This is a genomic window from Chloroflexota bacterium, assembly GCA_016197225.1.
Classification (GTDB): domain Bacteria; phylum Chloroflexota; class Anaerolineae; order Anaerolineales; family VGOW01; genus VGOW01.
Genome location: JACPWC010000114.1, coordinates 128,775 through 147,138, shown reverse-complemented (window position 1 = coordinate 147,138; position 18,364 = coordinate 128,775). Strand labels below are relative to the sequence as shown.

At 61.0% G+C, this 18,364-nt stretch carries 12 protein-coding genes and 1 tRNA gene; all 13 read left to right on the top strand.

Annotation, left to right across the window (positions count from 1 at the left end; all coding sequences use genetic code 11):
- Window positions 1-137 precede the first annotated feature (137 nt).
- The 13 genes from HYZ49_19015 to HYZ49_18955 all read left to right on the top strand — a co-directional run bounded on the left by HYZ49_19015 (window position 138) and on the right by HYZ49_18955 (window position 18,310).
- Complete coding sequence (locus tag HYZ49_19015; GenBank protein MBI3244375.1) at window positions 138-8,123, top strand: PQQ-binding-like beta-propeller repeat protein; 7,986 nt, start codon at window positions 138-140, stop codon at window positions 8,121-8,123.
- 86 nt (window positions 8,124-8,209) lie between these two features.
- On the top strand, window positions 8,210-9,325 hold the full coding sequence (locus HYZ49_19010; protein MBI3244374.1) for a hypothetical protein: 1,116 nt from the start codon (window positions 8,210-8,212) through the stop codon (window positions 9,323-9,325).
- 34 nt (window positions 9,326-9,359) lie between these two features.
- Window positions 9,360-9,432: transfer RNA gene (locus tag HYZ49_19005), tRNA-Arg, on the top strand.
- Between the two features lie 50 nt (window positions 9,433-9,482).
- Entirely contained in the window at window positions 9,483-9,851 is a 369-nt protein-coding gene (locus tag HYZ49_19000; GenBank protein MBI3244373.1) for a hypothetical protein, read from the top strand.
- Entirely contained in the window at window positions 9,848-10,507 is a 660-nt protein-coding gene (locus HYZ49_18995; protein ID MBI3244372.1) for a hypothetical protein, read from the top strand. The genes HYZ49_19000 and HYZ49_18995 overlap by 4 nt, the downstream gene beginning before the upstream one ends.
- A gap of 25 nt (window positions 10,508-10,532) precedes the next feature.
- Window positions 10,533-10,895 (top strand): response regulator, encoded by a 363-nt coding sequence (locus HYZ49_18990; GenBank protein ID MBI3244371.1) that lies wholly within the window; start codon window positions 10,533-10,535, stop codon window positions 10,893-10,895.
- Between the two features lie 84 nt (window positions 10,896-10,979).
- Window positions 10,980-12,059, top strand: a complete 1,080-nt coding sequence (locus HYZ49_18985; protein MBI3244370.1) for an isocitrate dehydrogenase — start codon at window positions 10,980-10,982, stop codon at window positions 12,057-12,059.
- Window positions 12,056-12,595 (top strand): Gmad2 immunoglobulin-like domain-containing protein, encoded by a 540-nt coding sequence (locus HYZ49_18980; GenBank protein MBI3244369.1) that lies wholly within the window; start codon window positions 12,056-12,058, stop codon window positions 12,593-12,595. Before HYZ49_18985 ends, HYZ49_18980 begins: the two co-directional genes overlap by 4 nt.
- A 263-nt stretch (window positions 12,596-12,858) precedes the next feature.
- Complete coding sequence (gene ablA, locus HYZ49_18975) at window positions 12,859-14,241, top strand: lysine 2,3-aminomutase (GenBank protein ID MBI3244368.1); 1,383 nt, start codon at window positions 12,859-12,861, stop codon at window positions 14,239-14,241.
- A complete protein-coding gene (locus tag HYZ49_18970; GenBank protein ID MBI3244367.1) occupies window positions 14,241-15,494 on the top strand; it encodes a hypothetical protein in 1,254 nt (417 codons plus the stop codon). Before ablA ends, HYZ49_18970 begins: the two co-directional genes overlap by 1 nt.
- Window positions 15,460-16,554 carry a hypothetical protein gene (locus tag HYZ49_18965; GenBank protein ID MBI3244366.1) on the top strand — a complete coding sequence of 365 codons (1,095 nt, stop codon included), beginning with the start codon at window positions 15,460-15,462 and terminating at the stop codon, window positions 16,552-16,554. The genes HYZ49_18970 and HYZ49_18965 overlap by 35 nt, the downstream gene beginning before the upstream one ends.
- 31 nt (window positions 16,555-16,585) lie before the next feature.
- The gene (locus tag HYZ49_18960; protein ID MBI3244365.1) at window positions 16,586-17,074 is read left to right on the top strand and encodes a GNAT family N-acetyltransferase; all 489 of its coding nucleotides are present in this window, start codon (window positions 16,586-16,588) and stop codon (window positions 17,072-17,074) included.
- A gap of 207 nt (window positions 17,075-17,281) precedes the next feature.
- Window positions 17,282-18,310 (top strand): ATP-grasp domain-containing protein, encoded by a 1,029-nt coding sequence (locus HYZ49_18955; protein MBI3244364.1) that lies wholly within the window; start codon window positions 17,282-17,284, stop codon window positions 18,308-18,310.
- Window positions 18,311-18,364 lie beyond the last annotated feature (54 nt).

Sequence of the window (18,364 nt, the reverse complement as noted above, 5' to 3'; positions counted from 1 at the left end):
TTCTTCTTTACAATCTCTCCATAAAATTCGTTGTAACAATCCTCAAAAATAGGGGTATCCTTGTCAGTGTTCAAGAAGACCCTTATCACACTCGCGAATTCTTGAGACGGCCTTGCCGTCGAGGAGCCACATCACTCATGTCTAAAAATCTCGCTACTCGCCTTCATCAACTCCTGAGCCTGCTCGTCATCCTCAGCCTGCTGATTCCGGCCGGACTGGCGTCGGCGCAAGAGGGCGGCACGGAAACGCCCGCGCCGACCGACACACCAGCGCCGGCCGAGACGGCAACGCCCGAAGCGACGGTTACAGAAACGCCGACCGAAACGCCAACGGAAATTCCAACAGAGGCGGCGGCCCCGGCGCCGGCGGCAACTTCGTCACGCGGCGGCGGCGATCCGCGTTTGAGCAGTGTCTTGAATGATCTGGCGGAGGCCTATGCCAGCGGCGGCCCGACGGCGGCCATGAGCGTGGCCGAGGCTCAGGGCTTGTCGCTTCAGGCGGCGGGCGAGAACGTGCAGGTGGTGGCCATGCTCGCGCCGGGCAAGTCGTCGAACGAAGCCCGTGACCTGGTGGCCAGCCTGGGCGGCCTGGTGGAAGTGGACATTGACGCGCTCGTTCAGATCAGTTTGCCGATTGGCGGTTTGCAGGCATTGGCGACGAGCGATCTGTTTTTGGGCGTGCGCCTGCCGGCTTATGCGGAAGAGGTGGCGGTGACGTCTGAGGGCAAGACCACGTCGAACGCGAGCGCCTGGCAAGCGGTGGGCCTGACGGGCAAAGGTGTGAAAGTTGCCATCCTGGACACGGGCTTCACCGGCTATACGACTCTGTATGGCACCGAACTGCCGCCTGTGACCCGGATTCACACCCGCTCCTTCCGCGCTGACCTCAACTTGCAAACCAGCAGCCACGGGCGCGAGGTGGCCGAGATTGTATACGACATGGCTCCCGACGCTGAACTGTGGCTGGTCAGCATCAGCACCGACCTTGAATTTAGTGAAGCGATGGACTGGTTGATCACCCAGAACGTTGACATTATCAACGCTTCCATCGGCTGGACGAATTACGACGACGGCGACGGCGACAGTAGCACCGGAGTCAACAATGCTCTGGTGGACTCGGTTAACCGCGTGAACACCGCCGGAATTTTGTACGTGGCCGCCGCCGGGAATTCGGCTGTGGGGCATGCCGCAGTGACCTATGTCAACAGTGGCGGTTTCCATTTGTGGGACGCTGATATTTATAACGAGATTAACAACTGGACCGACTGCCCACCTGGCTTTTCATGTTACGTCGAAGCAAACCTGGCCTGGAATGATTGGGGCGACGCGATTCCGGGCAAAGACTACGACCTGTTCATTATGCAGAATACCGGAGCAGGTTGGGTGACAGTTGCCTCAAGCTTCAATGATCAGTTGGCGGGTTACCCGTGGCCCACCGAGCGTGTAGGCGCTTTTGTGCCCTCCGGCGGCCAGGTAGCGATTGTTGTTCAACGATTCAATTCTTCCACCAGTGAATATCTTGAAATGTTTGTGAACGGCTGGGACTTGCAGGTAGATAGCAACACCAGCACCATTCTCAGCCCGGCGGACGCGGCTAACGCTTTCACTGTTGGCGCGTACAACCACCTCTCTGGTTCGCACGAAACTTATAGCTCGCGCGGCCCGGTGAATGAAGCAGGCGGCGCGGCTCCGAGCGGTGATGAAGCCGTCAAGCCGGACATCACCGGCCCCGATTGCACGACCACCAGCCTGAGCGACGGTTCTACCGGCGAAGGTTTCTGCGGCACCTCAGGCGCGGCCCCGCACGTGGCGGGCGCGGCGGCGCTGGTTTTGCAAGCCGACCCGACACGCACCAATGCTCAGCTTCGTAGTTTCCTTGAAACTGCGGCTGAGGCAGATGCCGGAGACCCAACCGCTGGCAAAGATAATCAGTGGGGCTGGGGCAAGCTCATCCTGGGCGCGGCTCCGGCCGGCCCGGCGGCCTGCCCAACTTGCATCAACTCGGCTGGCTGGCCGCTCTTCCAAAACGGCGTAACTCGCGCAGGCGCAGGTACAAGTGCTATCAGCACGACGGCCAGCCTGTTGTGGACTTCGCCTCTGCTCACCGCGGACGTGCGCTCGGTCGTCGTCGGCTCTGGGGCGTTGGCTTACGTGAAAGCCGGGCGTTACGTCTACGCTCTCAATAAACAGTTTGGCACTATTGCCTGGACGTTTGACCTCGGCGCGGCGGGAGTGGCCAAAGGCCCCGGCGCGCCCGCCCTCACCGATGGCGGTTCGCCGGCCGTGTTTGTGGGCAGCGGTGACGGCTATGTTTACAAGATTGAGGCTACGTCCGCTACTCCTAACGGCGTGCAAGTTTGCAAGTCGGCCAAACTCGGCACAGACCTGAGCAAAGCCTCGCCGCTGATCGGCGCGGATGGCACGGTGTACTTTGTGGATGACACGCTCACTATCGATCGCCTGATCGCCGTCAACCCGGCGGACTGTTCACAGCGGTGGGCCGTCAACCTTGGAACCGGCGCTACCGGCGCCGGCACCTCGTCACCCGCTTACTGGGCCAACCCGGCTGATCCCAACACCACCGATGACTTGATCTTCGTCGGCGCGGACAAGTTGTATGCCTTCACGATTTGGGGCGGGCCGAAATGGTCGGCCCCGATCAAGACGGGCGTTGAAGTGGCAACCGTGCCAACCACGCCGACGGTGATCGATCCCGGCGGCGCGTGGAAAGTTTACGTCGTCAACAGCCTCGGCGATCTGTACTCGGCCAATGCTATTGATGGCACGTCGCTCGTCCGCGCCCACGATGCTCCCGCCGGCGCGCACGCTTCCGGCTCAATCGCCGCCTTCGACAACGGCGCTCACTTCTTCCTTTACTGGGGTCATCTGGCCGTTCTCTACAAACACGACACCTTTACCTCGACAACAACCCCAACGCCTCCATTGACCATTGGCGGCAGTCTCACCGACGCCTCGCCGGTGGTGGACAGCGCCAACAACGTCTTCATCGGCTCCACCGACGGCAAAGTGTATGGCATCAACGGCGGCACGATGGCCGACTTGGATGGCCCGGGCACCGTCTGGCCCAAGATTGCGGCAATCAGCACCGCCGGCGGCCTGGCCATTCTCAACACCGATCTCTACGTTCCTTCAACGGACGACCGGGTTCGAGTATATGGCACTCTGCCAGGCACGTGCGCGACTTGTAATACCGAAGTATCTGATTGGCCCACGTTCCAGCGCGGCGTAAACCGCAATGGCGACGGCATTTACACAGTGGGCACTTCGCCGCTTCAGTTGTGGAACCGCGCCCCCGGCGGTGATGTCTTCCCGCCCATCGTCGGTCCAACCTCTGGCGCTCACCCTCGGGGCATCGCCTACTTTGTCACCGGGCGCTACCTGCGCGCCTTCGACATTGACACCCGCAATGTGATCTGGTCATACGACCTGGGCCTGACTGGCACAGCCACCGGCTTTGCCGCTCCTGCCCTGGCAAATCAAACGGGCGCGGCGACGGGCTTCGCCGACGGCATTGTCTATGTTGGCGGCAAAGATGGTTTCCTGCACGCTGTTTATGCCGACGGCCCGAACGCCGGTCAGCGCCTGTGGGCCACCGATGTGGGTCTCGACATTTCCAAAGCCTCGCCGCTCATTGACAACAACGGCGTCGTCTACGTCGTCGAAGACGGGGCAGTAGATCGCCTCATCGCCGTCACCCACGAAGGGGCGGTGAAGTGGGCGGCCAGCATCGGCGCGGCACTTGGTACCTCCTCCCCAGCTTACGATGGGACGTGCGTTTACGTCGGCGGCAAGAATCTATATGGCTTCAATGCGACTGACGGCACAACTTGTACGGGCTGGCCCGCTGGCGGCTACCAGCTTGGCGTTGTCACGACTACGGTTCCAAGTGCGCCCATAATTGTTGGCACCGATGATTTGTACGCGCTTAACAACCTGGGCGATCTCTACCATATTAATCTGGCCTCCCTGCCTGTGCCGCCACTGGTGGTCGAGTATGACACGCCTGCAGGTGTTGGCTCCGGCTCACTGGCTTATGACACAACTAACGCCCTTGTCTACTGGACTCTGGGCGGCAAGCTGTATAAGTGGGATGGCGCGACTCCGGGAGCAATTACGTTGAGCGGCGCAACTACCAACAGCACGCCGGTGATCGATTCAGCGGGCAATGTCTTTGTTGGCACGAGCGATAACAAGCTGTGGAAAGTGCCAAGCGGAGGTTCGACGGCGACGGTCATGTTCACCGCTCTTGGCTCGATGGCCAGCGCGGGCGCAATTACAGTTGATCCCAATACGAATGGCGTCCTCCTCTGGCCGTCACTGGATGATAAGCTGTATGCCTTTGGCACGCCTGAAGGAACAAGCACTTGCCCGGGTTGCGCGCTGGCTTCAGTAGAATGGCCCGCTTTCCAAAGCAATGCGGCTCACGCGCCCGTCGAACAAGGCGGCGGCGGCGCAACCATCCGCAAGACTCGGCAGTTCACGGCTGTTGGCGCAACTCGCCCGGCGGTGGCCGACGCCAGCAACATCTACTTTGTGGCCGGGCAGTATCTCTACGCCCGCAACAAGAACACGGACGCCTTCGCCTGGGGAACTGTGGGCGGCGTTGAGAAGAAGTACAACCTCGGCCTGGCGGTGACGGCTGGATTCTATGCCATGCCTGCCCTGGCTACCGACGGCGCGAACACCATCATCTACGTCGGCGGCTCGGACGGCAACCTGCACGCCGTGAACGCGGCCACCGGCGACTTGATCTGGAAGACGGACGTGGGCAACAACATCTCCAAAGCTTCGCCCATCGTCTCAGACCTCGGCCTCATCTTTGTCGTCGAGGACAATGCCACCCCTGACCGGCTGATTGCGCTCGACTCTACTGGCACGATCATTTGGTCGCAGTTGATTGGTCTCTCTAACGGCACTTCGTCGCCGGCGATTGATGCGAAGAGCGCCGGGATCACGGACGATGTGGTGCTGGTGGGCGGCGGCGGCGGCTTGTATGCCTTTGATGTCGAAGATGGCGCGCCAGTGTTCACCTCTAACTACGGCGTCATCGCCCCGGCCAGCCCGCTGACCAATGGTTCACCAGTAGTCTTTAATGCCGTTGATCCTGACCTCGACGGTTACTACGTGGTGAGCGGCGATGGCGTGCTGTGGCGGGTATCCTTCAACGGCCTCACGGTCACCAACCTGGGCGACGCCGACGGCGCATTGCTCAAAGGCGGCAAGTCGGCGGCCCCGCTCATCCTGGAAAGTGCCGGGTCAGCCAACATCTTCTTTGGCTTAGGCAACAAGCTCTATAAAGTGACTTACGATGGCGTGAGCGCGCCAGCCGCGCCCACCGCGACAACGTTGGGCGGCGTGCTGGGCGACTCGACGCCGCTGGCGGGCGATGGTCATGTCTACATCGGCTCCACCGATCTAAAGTTCTACTCTATCCAACAAGCCGCACCGCCTCTGACGGCAACAGCGGTTTACACTCACACCGCCAGCCTGGCCGGTTCCGGCGCGTTCATGGACGCCGATCATGTAGTCTGGCCGGCGCAGGATGGCAAGCAGTTGGTCTTCACCAATGGCGTTGGCGACCCGGGTTCGTTGAACACTGCTAACGGCCAGTGGCCGCTCTTCCAAAGAAACGATGCTCATACTGGCACGGCGGCTTCTGCCTTGTCGTCCAGCGCCATTGAGCAATGGGCGGTGCTGACGGCGGGCGATGTGCGCGGCGTGGTCATCGGGAATGCTACTCTCCAACCCGTTGCTTATCCTCAAGGCCTGGCCTACTTCGTGGCCGGGACGAAGCTTTATGCCCTCGACGTGGCGACTCACCTCATCGCCAAGCAATGGGATTTGGGCGCGACGAGCGGCGTAAGTGGTTACTCATCGCCGGCCGTCATCACAGTTGACAACGGCGCGAACGACGAAGAGTGGGTGTTCGTAGCCGACAAGCTGGGCGTGGTTCGGGCCTATGGTTTCCGCTGGAATGGCGCGGCTTACGAGTGGGTGACCAACCCAAGCTGGTCGGTGGACGTGGGCCTAGACGCCTCGAAAGCCTCGGTGCTGGCCGGACACAATGACCTGGTGTACGTGGTGGAAGACACCCTGGGAGTGGACAGACTGCACGCCATTAACCGCGTGAACGGCTCACTGTTGTGGAGCGCCAACCTCGGCGCGGGCGCTGGCAGTTCGTCACCGGCCTTCTACGACGATGGCGGCAACGGCGTTGTCTATGTTGGTTCGGATAAGTTGTATGCCATTGACGCCATGACCGGCGTGCCTGAAACCGGCTCGCCGATCACCCTGGCAACACCCGCGCCCGGCATGATCAACTCCGCGCCGCTCATCATTGGCACTGACGTGTATGTGTTGACGGCGACGGCCCGGCTGTTCCGTGTTGCTACTGCTGGTAATGTAGTGACGCCAGACTTGATTGGCGATCCCGCCATCCTAACCACCATTGGCGCATCTTCGATGGCACGGTTTGACGCTGCTGGCGCTGATGACTATCTCTTCATCGCTACAGCAAACAAGCTGTATCGCTACAACTTTAACGGCCCGGCGCTCTCAGCCCCGCTCACCCTCGGCGCGCTGGCCACCAACTTCACCAACTCTACCCCGCTGGTGGACAGTGCTGGCAACGTCTTCATCGGCGGCGCGGATGGTTTCCTCTACGGTGTTGATGGCAACACCATGACGGCCTTTGCCGGGCCGTACAACCCGGTGGACGGAAGCGGCTGGCCCAAGAAGATCGGCGTGGGCACGGCGGCCAGTAGCGCTGCCGGTTCGCTGGCGCTGGTAAACAGCCAGTTGTACGTGCCATCGCTCGACGACAACCTGCGCCGCTTCGGCCCGGCGCCTGCCGCCTGCGTTGACTGCGACCTGTACACCGCCGCTCAGTGGCCGATGTTCCAGCATGACGTCGCACACACGGGCCGCAACGGCAACGGCGCCGGTCATCGCGCGCCCATCGCTTTCTGGTCGAAGTCTACGACGACCACTTCAGCCCCGCCGCGCACGCCCGTACTTGGCCCCGTCAAGGCTGGCTTTGCCAACGGTGTCCTGTACTTCACCTCCGGCCAGTTCGTCCTGGCCCGCGACGCCGCCAACGGCAATGAGTTGTGGCGATTCGACCTGGGCCTGTTGGGCAACCCGAGCGGCGGCGCTTCTCCAGCCTTGTTGCTGGTGGCTGCCAACGCTGGCGGCGTGGATGATGATGTGGTCAACGTCATCGTCGGCGCAAAGGACGGCTTCCTCTATGCCCTCAACGCCAACACCGGCGTCATGGCCTGGCGCATTGACCTGGGCCTGGACATCTCGAAGGCCTCGCCGGTCATTGACGGCGACGGCACGATCTACGTCGTCGAAGACACTGCCGCCCTCGACCGCCTGCACGCCGTTTACTTCAACGGCACGCGCAAGTGGACGCGCGATCTGGCGGCTGGCACGGGCGCGTCGTCGCCAGTGCTAGACGTGGCTAACACGAATGTGATCGTCGGCTCGGCCAACAAGCTCTTTGCCTTCGACACAATCACGAACGCCCTGGCCTGGGCAACACCGACGACAATGCCTGCCGGCTTATTCAACACTTCGCTGGTAGTCAATGGCGACGACCTGTGGGCGTTGAACAACGTCGCCGGTTTGTATCGAGTGAATCCGGCCACCGGCTCGGTGTATGATGGCGGCGCGGCCTTAGGCATCCAACCGATGGTAGCCGGTGTGGGCCTCGTGGGCGACAGTGTAGCCCCGGCCATCCAGTCCGACCCGTACACTGCCGGTTACGACATCATCGCCTTCACCGCCGGAACCCGCCTCTACCGGGTAATTTGGAACAACACGGGCAACGCTGTTGTGACCGCCGGGTATCTGAGTTTTGCCGGAACGGTAGGCAACGCCTCGCCGGTGATTGACGCCAACGGCTGGACGTACACTCTTGACAGCCTGGGCTACCTGCGGGCGTTCTACCGTTACGCGTTCTACACCGTCTTTGCCAAGAAGGTGGCCACGCAGGGCACGCTGGCCGGCGGCCCCATCATCGGCAATGGCACGAACGGCACGGCGGCGGTTTACTTACCCAGCCGCAACAACACCTTCTACAAGGTGGGCAAGCCGTAACCGCGAACACACTTTAGCCTTTCATAGAGACACGGGGTTCATGGAGTCGAAAGACTCTGTGCTCTCCGTGTCTCTGTGGTTTACTTATGCGTTCATCTGATCGACAAGTTGCTATTCTCGTCGGCATGGCGGTATTGTTCATCGTCGGCGGCATGGGCGCTTTGCTGTTCAGCGCCTTCTACAGCACGCTACTCCCGGCCACTTCGGTGGCGGTTGCCCCCACCCAGCCCGCCGGGCCAATCAATTCCAACCCGGCCATCGTAACGGCGACTTCTGTAGCGTTAGCGCCTGAATCGCCCACGTTGACCCTGCCGCCGTCGGCGGAAGGTCAACCGTCGCCCACCGGGGATGTCGTGGGTGGCGGCCTAACCCAGCCCGTCGTTGCCACCGCCACGCCGGAGGCCATCCAACCTGCTGCCACTCAACCGCCAACACAAGGCACAGTGGATCAGCCAACGATCACACCTTCTGCGCCGACCGACACGCCCGTGCCTGGCGCTTCGCCGACGTTTGACGACAACCCCACGTTGCTCTTCGCGACACAAGACTCAGCCACCGAAACCGCCACGCCCGAACCGCTTAAAGACCCCGGCGGCTCGGTGGAACTCTCGGTAGCCCAGGTTCAGCGCATGCAGGTTTCGGGCGGCTATGTGGTGATGGTGGACGTGGGCAACCTCACCGAACAGCCGCTCAAGGATGTGGTGCTCGTCTTCACCAACGCCTCGGGGGCGCGGATTGGCGGCCCCAGGCCTCTGGCTCTGCACATCCCGGCCAACGACGCCCGGCCCGGCGCGACCGGCGTAATCGCCGCCAACGATCCGATCTTCACCAACTGGAGCGCGGTGCAGGTTCATGCCCTGGGCACGCCGGTGACGGCCCAATCGGGGCAGGCGGGGTATCCGATGGTGCTGGATACCGAGTTGGCTCAGGTGACGGCCAGTTCCTCCGGGTATTCGTATCAGGTGACGATCGTCAACAACACCGGCGGGCGCGTCGCCATTCCTTATCAAAACATCTCCTTCTTTTCCAATGATGGCGTGCTGTTGTTTGTCGCCAATCTTGGCAATCATGCGGCCATCAACGACGGCGAGTCGTACCAACTCAGCGGCACGATCCCGGCGGCCCAGCCGGCCGCCGAGGGCCGCTCGCTGGCCGAGTACAGCGACGTGCTGGCCATCATCAGCGCCGAGGCCTCGCCTTGATACTTCGCGCCCGGCGTGATAAAATGCGGCCAGTGCCCTCGTAGCTCAGTGGATAGAGCATTTGCTTGCGGAGCAAAGGGCCCGGCGTTCGAGTCGCCGCGAGGGCGCACTTATAAACCGGCAGGGACTCCCTGCTGGTTTTTTGATCTGGAGTTGTATGAGTCTTTTGCTAATTCACAGCCGCCTGGCTACCACCGGCATGTTGTACTCCGCCGCTGTTGGCCTGTGGGCGCTCTACCTGGCCTTTCGCAAGCGCGACCTCGACGCCAACTTCTGGGGGGCACTGGCCATCAATGAGATCATCTTTATCGTCGAAGCGGTTCTGGGCGTGACGATGTGGGCGCAGGGCCTGCGGCCTGGCCGCCTCATTCACATTCTGTACGGAATCGTAGCTATCATCACCATCCCTTCGGCTTTTGCCTTCACCCGGGGCCGGGGCACGCGCCGCGAAGCCTTGATCTACGGCGCGCTGTGCCTCTTCCTGGCGGGCGTTGCCATTCGCGCCGCCACCACCGCCGGGCTGTGAACCGAAAACGCCTCGTTGCGATTCTCTTTAGCGTTGCTCTGCTGGCGACGGCCCTGCTCCTCTTTGCCTTCATCAGAACACGGCCTTCGGCAGACGCGCCGCCCGGCCAACTCCGGCCTTTTGCCGGTTGGCTGTCGGCCACCGCCGAGGCGGCTTCCCCTTTCTCGCTCACGCCCGTCACCCTCGCCCCTCAACCCTATCAACATCCGTCCGGCGCATTCAGCGTTCGCTATCCCGAAGGCTGGCAGATTGACGAGACGGAAGACGCAACCCTGTTCACCGCGCCCGACGACTCGGCCTCCTTCGGCGTGAACTTCGGGGCCGCCGACTCTCAAGTGGGCGGCGGTTTCGCCGCCGGGGCCGCTTCGGAGTTTCGGGCGGCCTGGGCCGACCTGCCCGGCTTCACTCTGCAACCAGACTCGGTCTCTCTTTCCAACTACTGGTCGGTCGGGTTTGGTTACGATCAGCCGGCCACGCCTGATCACCCGGCCCTGCCCATGACCGGGCTAGTCATCGTTCAGTTGCGCGACGGAGTCACATATAGGCAAATCTTTACCGTTCGCAACGAATTGCAAACACAATTTGCCGTTGTTTTTCAAACCATCCTCGAGTCACTGGCCTTAGAGTCCCACGCCGCTCTTCCCAACTCAGAGTAAAATAGGCGCACTTCGGAGCAAACGTATGCCTAAAAAAGTGTTAGTGATTGACGACGAAATTGATACTTGTAAAATGCTGGCCACCGGCCTCAAGCTTCTTGGTTTTGAAACCGACTACGCCCTCTCGGCCCTGCAGGCCTTCAAGAAGTTTGGCGAGAGCGCCCCGAATGCAGTGGTGCTCGACCTGATGATGCCCGACGCCGACGGCTACGAAGTGATGCGCCGTATGAAGGCCAACCCGGCCACGGCGGCTTTGCCCATTGTCATCGTCTCGGCCACCGCCCAGCCCGGCGCCGAGGAGCGGTGCAAACGGGCCGGGGCCAACTTCTTTATGCACAAGCCGGTGAGCCTTCAAGAACTCAGCGACATCATCGCCAAGCTACTCTAATTTCCAATTCACCCTTCCCAACACGAACCCGTTTTCACGCCTTTGGCGGGAAGCGGGTTCGTGCTGATTATGAGGAGTTATTCCATGACTGAAAAAACCATCATCGTCCTTGAGGGCGATCAGACCGGGCAGGAACTGCTCGAAGAATCCTTGCGGGTGCTTGATCCGGTTGTGACCGGCCTGCCCACCCGGTTTGAGCGATTTAATCTCTCGCTCGAAAAGCGCCGCGAGACCCATAACGCCATCGTTCGTGAGGCCGCGGCCGCTATGCGCCAGAGCGGGTTGGGCCTCAAGGCCGCCACCATCACCCCGGAAGTTAAGGGCGACGTAGGAAGCCCCAACGCCATTTTGCGCGAAGAGATTGACGGCAAGGTGATCCTGCGCACCGGGCGGCGCATTCCGCGCGTGCGCCCCATCGGCGGCGTCCACTCGCCCATTGCCATCGTTCGCATGGCCGTAGACGACGCTTACGGCGCGAAAGAGTGGCGCGAGACGATCAATGGCGACGAGGTGGCCTACCGCACCGAGCACATCAGCCGCGCCACCTGCCGGGCCGTAGCCGAATTTGCGTTTCAATACGCCGGGAGGAACGGCGCCAAAGTGTTCGGTGGCCCCAAGTACACCGTCAGCCCGGTGTACGAAGGCATGTTCAAGGAAGAGATGGACGCCGCCGCCAAGCGTCACCCGGCGGTGCGCTACGACCCGCAGTTGATTGACGCCACTTACGCCCTCCTGCTAAGGAACGACGGCGAAGCGCTTGTCATCCCGACTCTCAACCGCGACGGCGACTGCATCTCGGACATGGTTCTGCAAATGTTTGGCTCGATTGCCGGTTCCGAGTCGCTGGTGCTGGGCTTCGACGAGAGCGCCACAACCGTGAAGACGGTGATGGCTGAAGCGCCGCACGGAACCGCGCCCAGCCTGCAAGGCAAAAACGTCGCCAATCCCATGGCCATGATTCTGGCCGGGGCGGCGCTCCTCACCTACTTCAAGTCGCCCGACGCCGACAACGCCTCGCGGGCCATCTACGAGTCGGTCTTCGAGGCCGTCTACGAAGGCCACGGCACCGCCGACTTGAGCGGCCACGCCACCACGGCAGAGTTCACTGACGAAGTCATTCGCCGGGTGCGAACGAAGCTGGAGGTGTGGGGAGCGTTGTCATGACTCGCAAACTCTCCGCCCTCCTTGCTCTGCTTCTCTTCCCGATCCTCGCCTGCACCCGCGCCAGCGTCCCTCCGCCAACCCCCAACCCGGCCACAGTGGCGATGGAGCAAACCAATATAGCCGCCTTGTCCCTGCTTCTCAGCGCGGGGCTAACCGAAACTGCCCAGGCCTCGCCGGCTACTTCAACTCCAGCCTTCACCCCTGAACCGTCGGCCACGATCTTCGAGGATGAAGCCATCTTCATCATTGAACCCGGCTCCGGCGCGATTGTCACTTCACCCGTCCGCGTCGCCGGGGAAGCCGACCCAACTTTTGAGCAATCTCTGGTCGTGCAAATCGCCGACGAAAGCGGCGCAGTCATTGCCACCGCTCCGGCCCAGATCGCCGCCGACCTCGGACATCGCGGGCCGTTTGTGGTGGACGTTTCTTTCACAGTGGCGGCTGAAGGGCCGGGCCGCATCTCTGTCTTCGCCGTCAGCGCCCGCGACGGCGGCCTCACTCACCTGTCATCGGTCGAAGTGATCCTCAAGCCCTGACCTTCCTCCCAACGAAAAAATTAAGGCTGAACGCTTGTATCGCCCCTCAAACAGCGTTACAATCGCCAGCGATGAAGTTGCTTAACTTCGCCGTGAGTTTTGAAATCAGCCTTGCCTCTGTTGGCCTCAGTGTTCGCGAACGCCTCGACGCGCCCACCGCCGGCTTCTTGCGGAGCAGAACCGACCACGACCCACCCTCCTTTCAATCTCTAATAACCAATAACTAATTTCTAATTACTACTGATTGATAAGGAGACTGACCCATGACCACCCCCTCCCGCCGCGCCAAGTTTTACGCCGATGTGCCAGATGAAAAATGGAATGACTGGCGCTGGCAGATGTCCCACCGCCTCAACACCGTCGGTGAACTTGCCAACGTTCTCGACCTCAACGAGAGCGAGAAGAAAGCCCTCGAAGCCAAGAACCTTTTTCGCGTGGATGTCACGCCGTACTTTGCCTCGCTCATTGACCCGAACGATCCCTACGATCCCATCCGCCGCCAGATCGTCCCCACCGACCGCGAGATGGTGCCCTTCACGTCAATGATGGAAGATTCGCTGGCCGAAGACCGGCACTCGCCCGTCCCCGGCCTTGTCCATCGTTACCCGGATCGGGTGCTGATGCTCGTCACCACCCAGTGCGCCTCCTACTGCCGCTACTGCACCCGCTCGCGCATCGTCGGCGACCCCAGCCAGACCTTCTCGCGCAAAGAGTTCGAGGCCCAGATTGATTATCTCGAACGCACGCAACAGGTGCGCGACGTTCTGCTCTCCTGCGGCGACCCGCTGGTGCTGGCCCCCAAACTGCTGGAAGAGATCATCAGCCGCATCCGCGCCATCCCGCACGTCGAGATCATTCGCATCGGCTCCCGCGTTCCGGTCTTCCTGCCCATGCGTATCACCCCGGAATTTTGTGACATGATCCAGAAGTATCACCCGTTCTGGATGAACATCCACGTCAACCACCCCAACGAGATCACGCCGGAACTGGCCGCCGCCTGCGACCGCCTCAGCCGGGCCGGAGTCCCACTGGGCAACCAATCGGTTCTCCTGGCCGGAGTCAACGACTCGGTTCACATCCAGCGTAAACTTGTCCACGACCTAGTGATGATGCGCGTCCGGCCTTACTACTTGTATCAGTGTGATCTGGTTGAAGGGGCGGGACATTTCCGCACCAGCGTGGCCAAAGGCATCGAGATCATCGAAGGCTTGCGCGGCCACACCTCGGGCTACGCCGTGCCGCAGTTCATCGTGGACGCTCCCGGCGGCGGCGGCAAGATTCCGGTCGGCCCCAACTATCTGATCTCGCAAGGGCACGGCAAGATAGTCGTTCGCAACTACGAAGGCTTCATCACCACCTACACCGAGCCGGAAGATTACAACCCGCACGCCGTCTCGCCGCTGGAAGCCAAAGTCCTGCCTCGCCCCGAGCCGGGCCAGGAAGGCGTGCTGGGCCTCATCGAGGGCCACGAGATGTTCATCAAACCGAAGACATTCGATGACGTTCACGATCGCGGCGGCGGCGTCCATCGCCTCAAGGCCGACGATAAGAAGTGGAAGCCGCTCGGCATCGGCCAGCACCCTGATCTCATCGAAGGCGACTCAAACGAACACACCCTGCCTCTCATTGATGGAGAAACTTCGTAGTGAATACTTCTGACAGTTCAGACCCGCTTTCTATTCTCCCTCCCCTGTCCCGTCGAGACGGGACGGGGGAGGGCCGGGGTGGGGGCGGCCTCCGCGTCGCCCTCCTCTACAACCTCGCCGAAAACGCTCCCTCCGATCCCAACGCTCCGCCTGACTCCCTCGACGAACTCGATAGCGAAAAGAACGTGAAGGCCTACGCCGCCGCCCTTCGCGCCGCCGGCCACACCGTCTTTCCCATGGAAGGCGATGCTTCGCTCCCGGCCAAACTCAAGCGCAACAAGATTGACGTCTGCTTCAACACCTGCGAAGGCTATCGCGGCGATTCGCGCGAGGCTCAGGTTCCGGCTTTGTTGGAAATGCTCGGCGTGCCTTACACCGCCGCCCGCGTGCTCGGCCTGGCCCTGACGCTCGACAAGGCCATGACCAAGCGGGTGCTGGCCCATCACGGCCTGCCCACGCCGCGCTTTCAGGAATTCCTCACCCCGGACGATCCGCTCGACCCGACGCTGCGCTTCCCGCTCTTCCTCAAGCCCAACCGCGAAGGCACGGGCAAGGGCATCACCAGCAAGTCCATCGTTAACGACGAAGCCGAACTGCGTGAGTATGTGGATTACCTGATCAAACACTATCACCAGTCGGTGCTGGTGGAGCAGTACGTGGATGGCCGCGACCTGACCTGCGGCCTGGTGGGCAACCTGGAACCCTGGGCGCTCAACGCTCCCATTCCGATCAAGGCCCTGGTTCCAAAAGACGGCCAAACCGGCGTGGATTACGCCGGTGTTCACTTCTTCCCAATTTCCGAAGTTGACTACACCGTCTATCCGCCCGGCACTGAGCCGGTGTACAGCAACAAGCTCAAAATCGAACTGGCCGACGACTATCACTGCCTGTGCCCGGCCCCGATCCCTGAAGACACCGCCGCCGAGCTTCGCCGCCTCACGCTCGAAGTCTTCCGCCTCACCCAATCGCAGGACATGGCCCGGGTGGACTTCCGCCTCGACCGCCGCACCCGCCAGCCGCAAATTCTGGAGATCAATGCCCTGCCCGGTATCACGCCCATCTCCGATCTTTCGCTTTGCGCTTACGCCGAGGGTTGGACTCACGCCGATTTAATTGTGGCGGTGATGGACGCCGCCATCGAACGCCTGCACCTGGGACATGCCGGGCGGGCGAATGGCAAACCCGTCCGGTCCGTCATTTCTGTAGCAAGAGGCCGCCATGCCACGACGATTGAAAGTAGCCCTGCTCGCTAACCTCAAAAAGAACGCGCCCAAATTTCCGGGGATGAGCGACGATTACTGGGACGACCTGGACGCCGAAACCACCGTCGAGGCCCTGTTGGCCGCCATTCGCGTGGGCGGCCACGACCCGGTGTTTTACGAGGGCGACAGTAACCTGCCGGAGAAGTTGCGCGAGGATCGGCCCGACATTTGCTTCAATATTTGTGAGGCGCATTTTGGCGATTCGCGTGAGGCGCAGGTCCCGGCTCTGCTGGAGATGTTGCGCATTCCTTACACTGGCTCCAAAGTGCTCACCCTGGCCCTCTGCCTCGACAAGCCGATGACCAAACGCCTGCTGAACTGGCACGAACTGCCCACCCCGGCCTTTCAGACTTTTGAGCGCATGGACGAGCCGCTCGACGACGACATGAGCTTCCCGCTGTTTGTGAAGCCGTCGCGTGAGGGCACCAGCGTTGGCATCGGGCCGCAGTCCATTGTCCACAACGAGGCAGAACTGCGCGAGCAATTGAGGGTTATTTTTGAGATTTACCGGCAGACGGCACTGGTGGAACACTACGTGGCCGGGCGGGAAGTGACCGTCGGCCTGGTGGGCAACGTCACCGGCTTTGCCGCCCGCCGCCTGCCGCAACGCCTTTACGGAACCAGCCGCCGCACGCCGGGCGACCTCGACGACATCCGCGCCGGCGGCCTGCTCTTTTTGCCGCCCATGGAAGTGGACCTCACGCCCTTCAAAGAGTCCGATGAGGTCTACAGCAACCGCCTCAAGACCGACCTGGCCGATCAACTCAACTATATGTGCCCGGCCCCGCTGGAGCCAAAGCAGGTGGAAGAACTGAACTGGCTCACTGCCGCCGTCTTCCGGGTGTGCGGTTGCTACGACGTTTCGCGAGTGGACTTCCGCCTCGACGAGAACGACAACTATCAGCCTTACATCCTCGAAATCAATCCGCTCCCCGGCCTCGCGCCCGGCATCAGCGATCTCGTCATCGAAGCCGCCGCCATCAAGATTGAACACGCCGAGCTTGTCAACAGAATATTGGATGCGGCCATTCGTCGTCACGGCATCATGTAGGGGCAATTCATGAATTGCCCCTACAAGCCATATGTTCGAAATCTACCCCTCCCTCCCCGCTGAACGCGCCGACATCGAACGCATCACGCACGCCGCCGGCAACTTCCACGCCGACGAGTTGACCACGCCGCTGGAATTGTTCGACGGCTATCTTCGCGATCCAAAAGTCTCCGGCTACAACTTTCTTTCGGCCAAACGTGATGATCAGGTAGTGGGCTACGCCTGCTACGGGCCGACGGCGCTGACAGAAGGCACATTCGATTTGTATTGGATCGTCGCTGAGGCTTCGGCGCACGGGCAGGGTGTGGGGCGGGCGTTGTTTGAGCGCGTGGCGAGTGAGGTGAAGAAGGGCGACGGGCGTTTGTTGATGATCTGGACGAGTAGCACGCCCGACTACGAGCGCGCCCGCAAGTTTTATGAGCGCATGGGTTGCAAACTCGAAGCGCAGATCAAAAATTTTTATCGCGCCGGCGATGACTTGTGCATCTTCAGCTTTCGGATCGCAGATTTTGACTCTTGAAGCTTCATTTAGACACGGGATGTCTTGCGAAGCGCCTCGTGTCTGGAAGAACACCGCCCGGCAATTTTAAGGTTAAGTTATTGACTGTCGATCAAAAAATTGCTACTATGTGCAGGGATTATTGAAAAGCCAATCTCAAGATATGGCAGTCATAGGAGGAGGACACCCCCAGAAGCGCGTATCCAGTTGCTCTGAGGGAACAGAGAGATGAACAACGAAGATGAAAGTTCAATAAAAATTAACCAGCCCGATTTCAAAGCCGTCATTCTGCATAACTTGATGTCGGATTGGAACAGCCGGGACACTGAAGTGTCGGACACGGCCATGAAGCGCATGCGGCGCGGGCTGATGGAAATGGGGTACGAAGTAATGCTGGCCCCGGTCCGCACGGATGTGGCCGAACCCCTCGTCGGCCTTGACCCCAAGAAGCACGTCGTCTTCAACTGGTGCGAAGGACTCGATGGGCAACCCAATGCCTACGATGCGATCCCGCCGGTGTTGGAAACGATGGGCTTTGCCTACACCGGGGCCGACGCCTGGACATTGATGGCCACCACCGACAAGACGGTGACTAAAGATTATTTGCTCAAGCATAACGTTTCTACGCCGTTGGCCAAAGTGTTCACCGCCGCCGACCGCGACGGCTGGAACTGCTACCCGGCGCTCGTCAAACCGGCGCTGGAGCATTGCTCGCACGGCATTACGCCCGACGCGATTGTGGACACGCCGGAGCAACTTGAAGAGCGGGTGCAGTACGTGTTGGACACCTGGAACCAGCCGGCCCTGGTTGAAGAGTTCATTGACGGCCCCGAGTTCAACGTCTCGCTCTGGGGCAATGGCCGCCTCTCGGTTCTGCCGCTGGCCATGCTCGACTTTCAGGCTTTCGACGATTACCACGAACGCATCGTCTCTTACGACGCCAAATGGGACCCGAACACCGAAGCCTTCCGCCTGAACCCGGTGGTTTGCCCGGCCCCGATTGACCCGGAACTCAGGGCTAGGATCGAAAAGACGGCCAAAGAGGCGTACAAGGCCTTGCGCCTGCGCGATTATGGCCGCATTGATATTCGTGTCCGCGACGGTATCCCCTATGTCCTCGACGTGAACTCTAACCCGGACATCACCCTCGAAGGCGGCTTTGCCCGCTCGGCCCGCACCGCCGGGTTCGATTACGCCCAGACCGTCGCCCGCATTTTGTACTTTGCCTCAAAGCGGTTGCCTGTTGTATCCAACTGACGGTCAGTAGAATCAAAAGCGGGGTTGGCCTGATTGAAAGCCAACCCCGCTTTT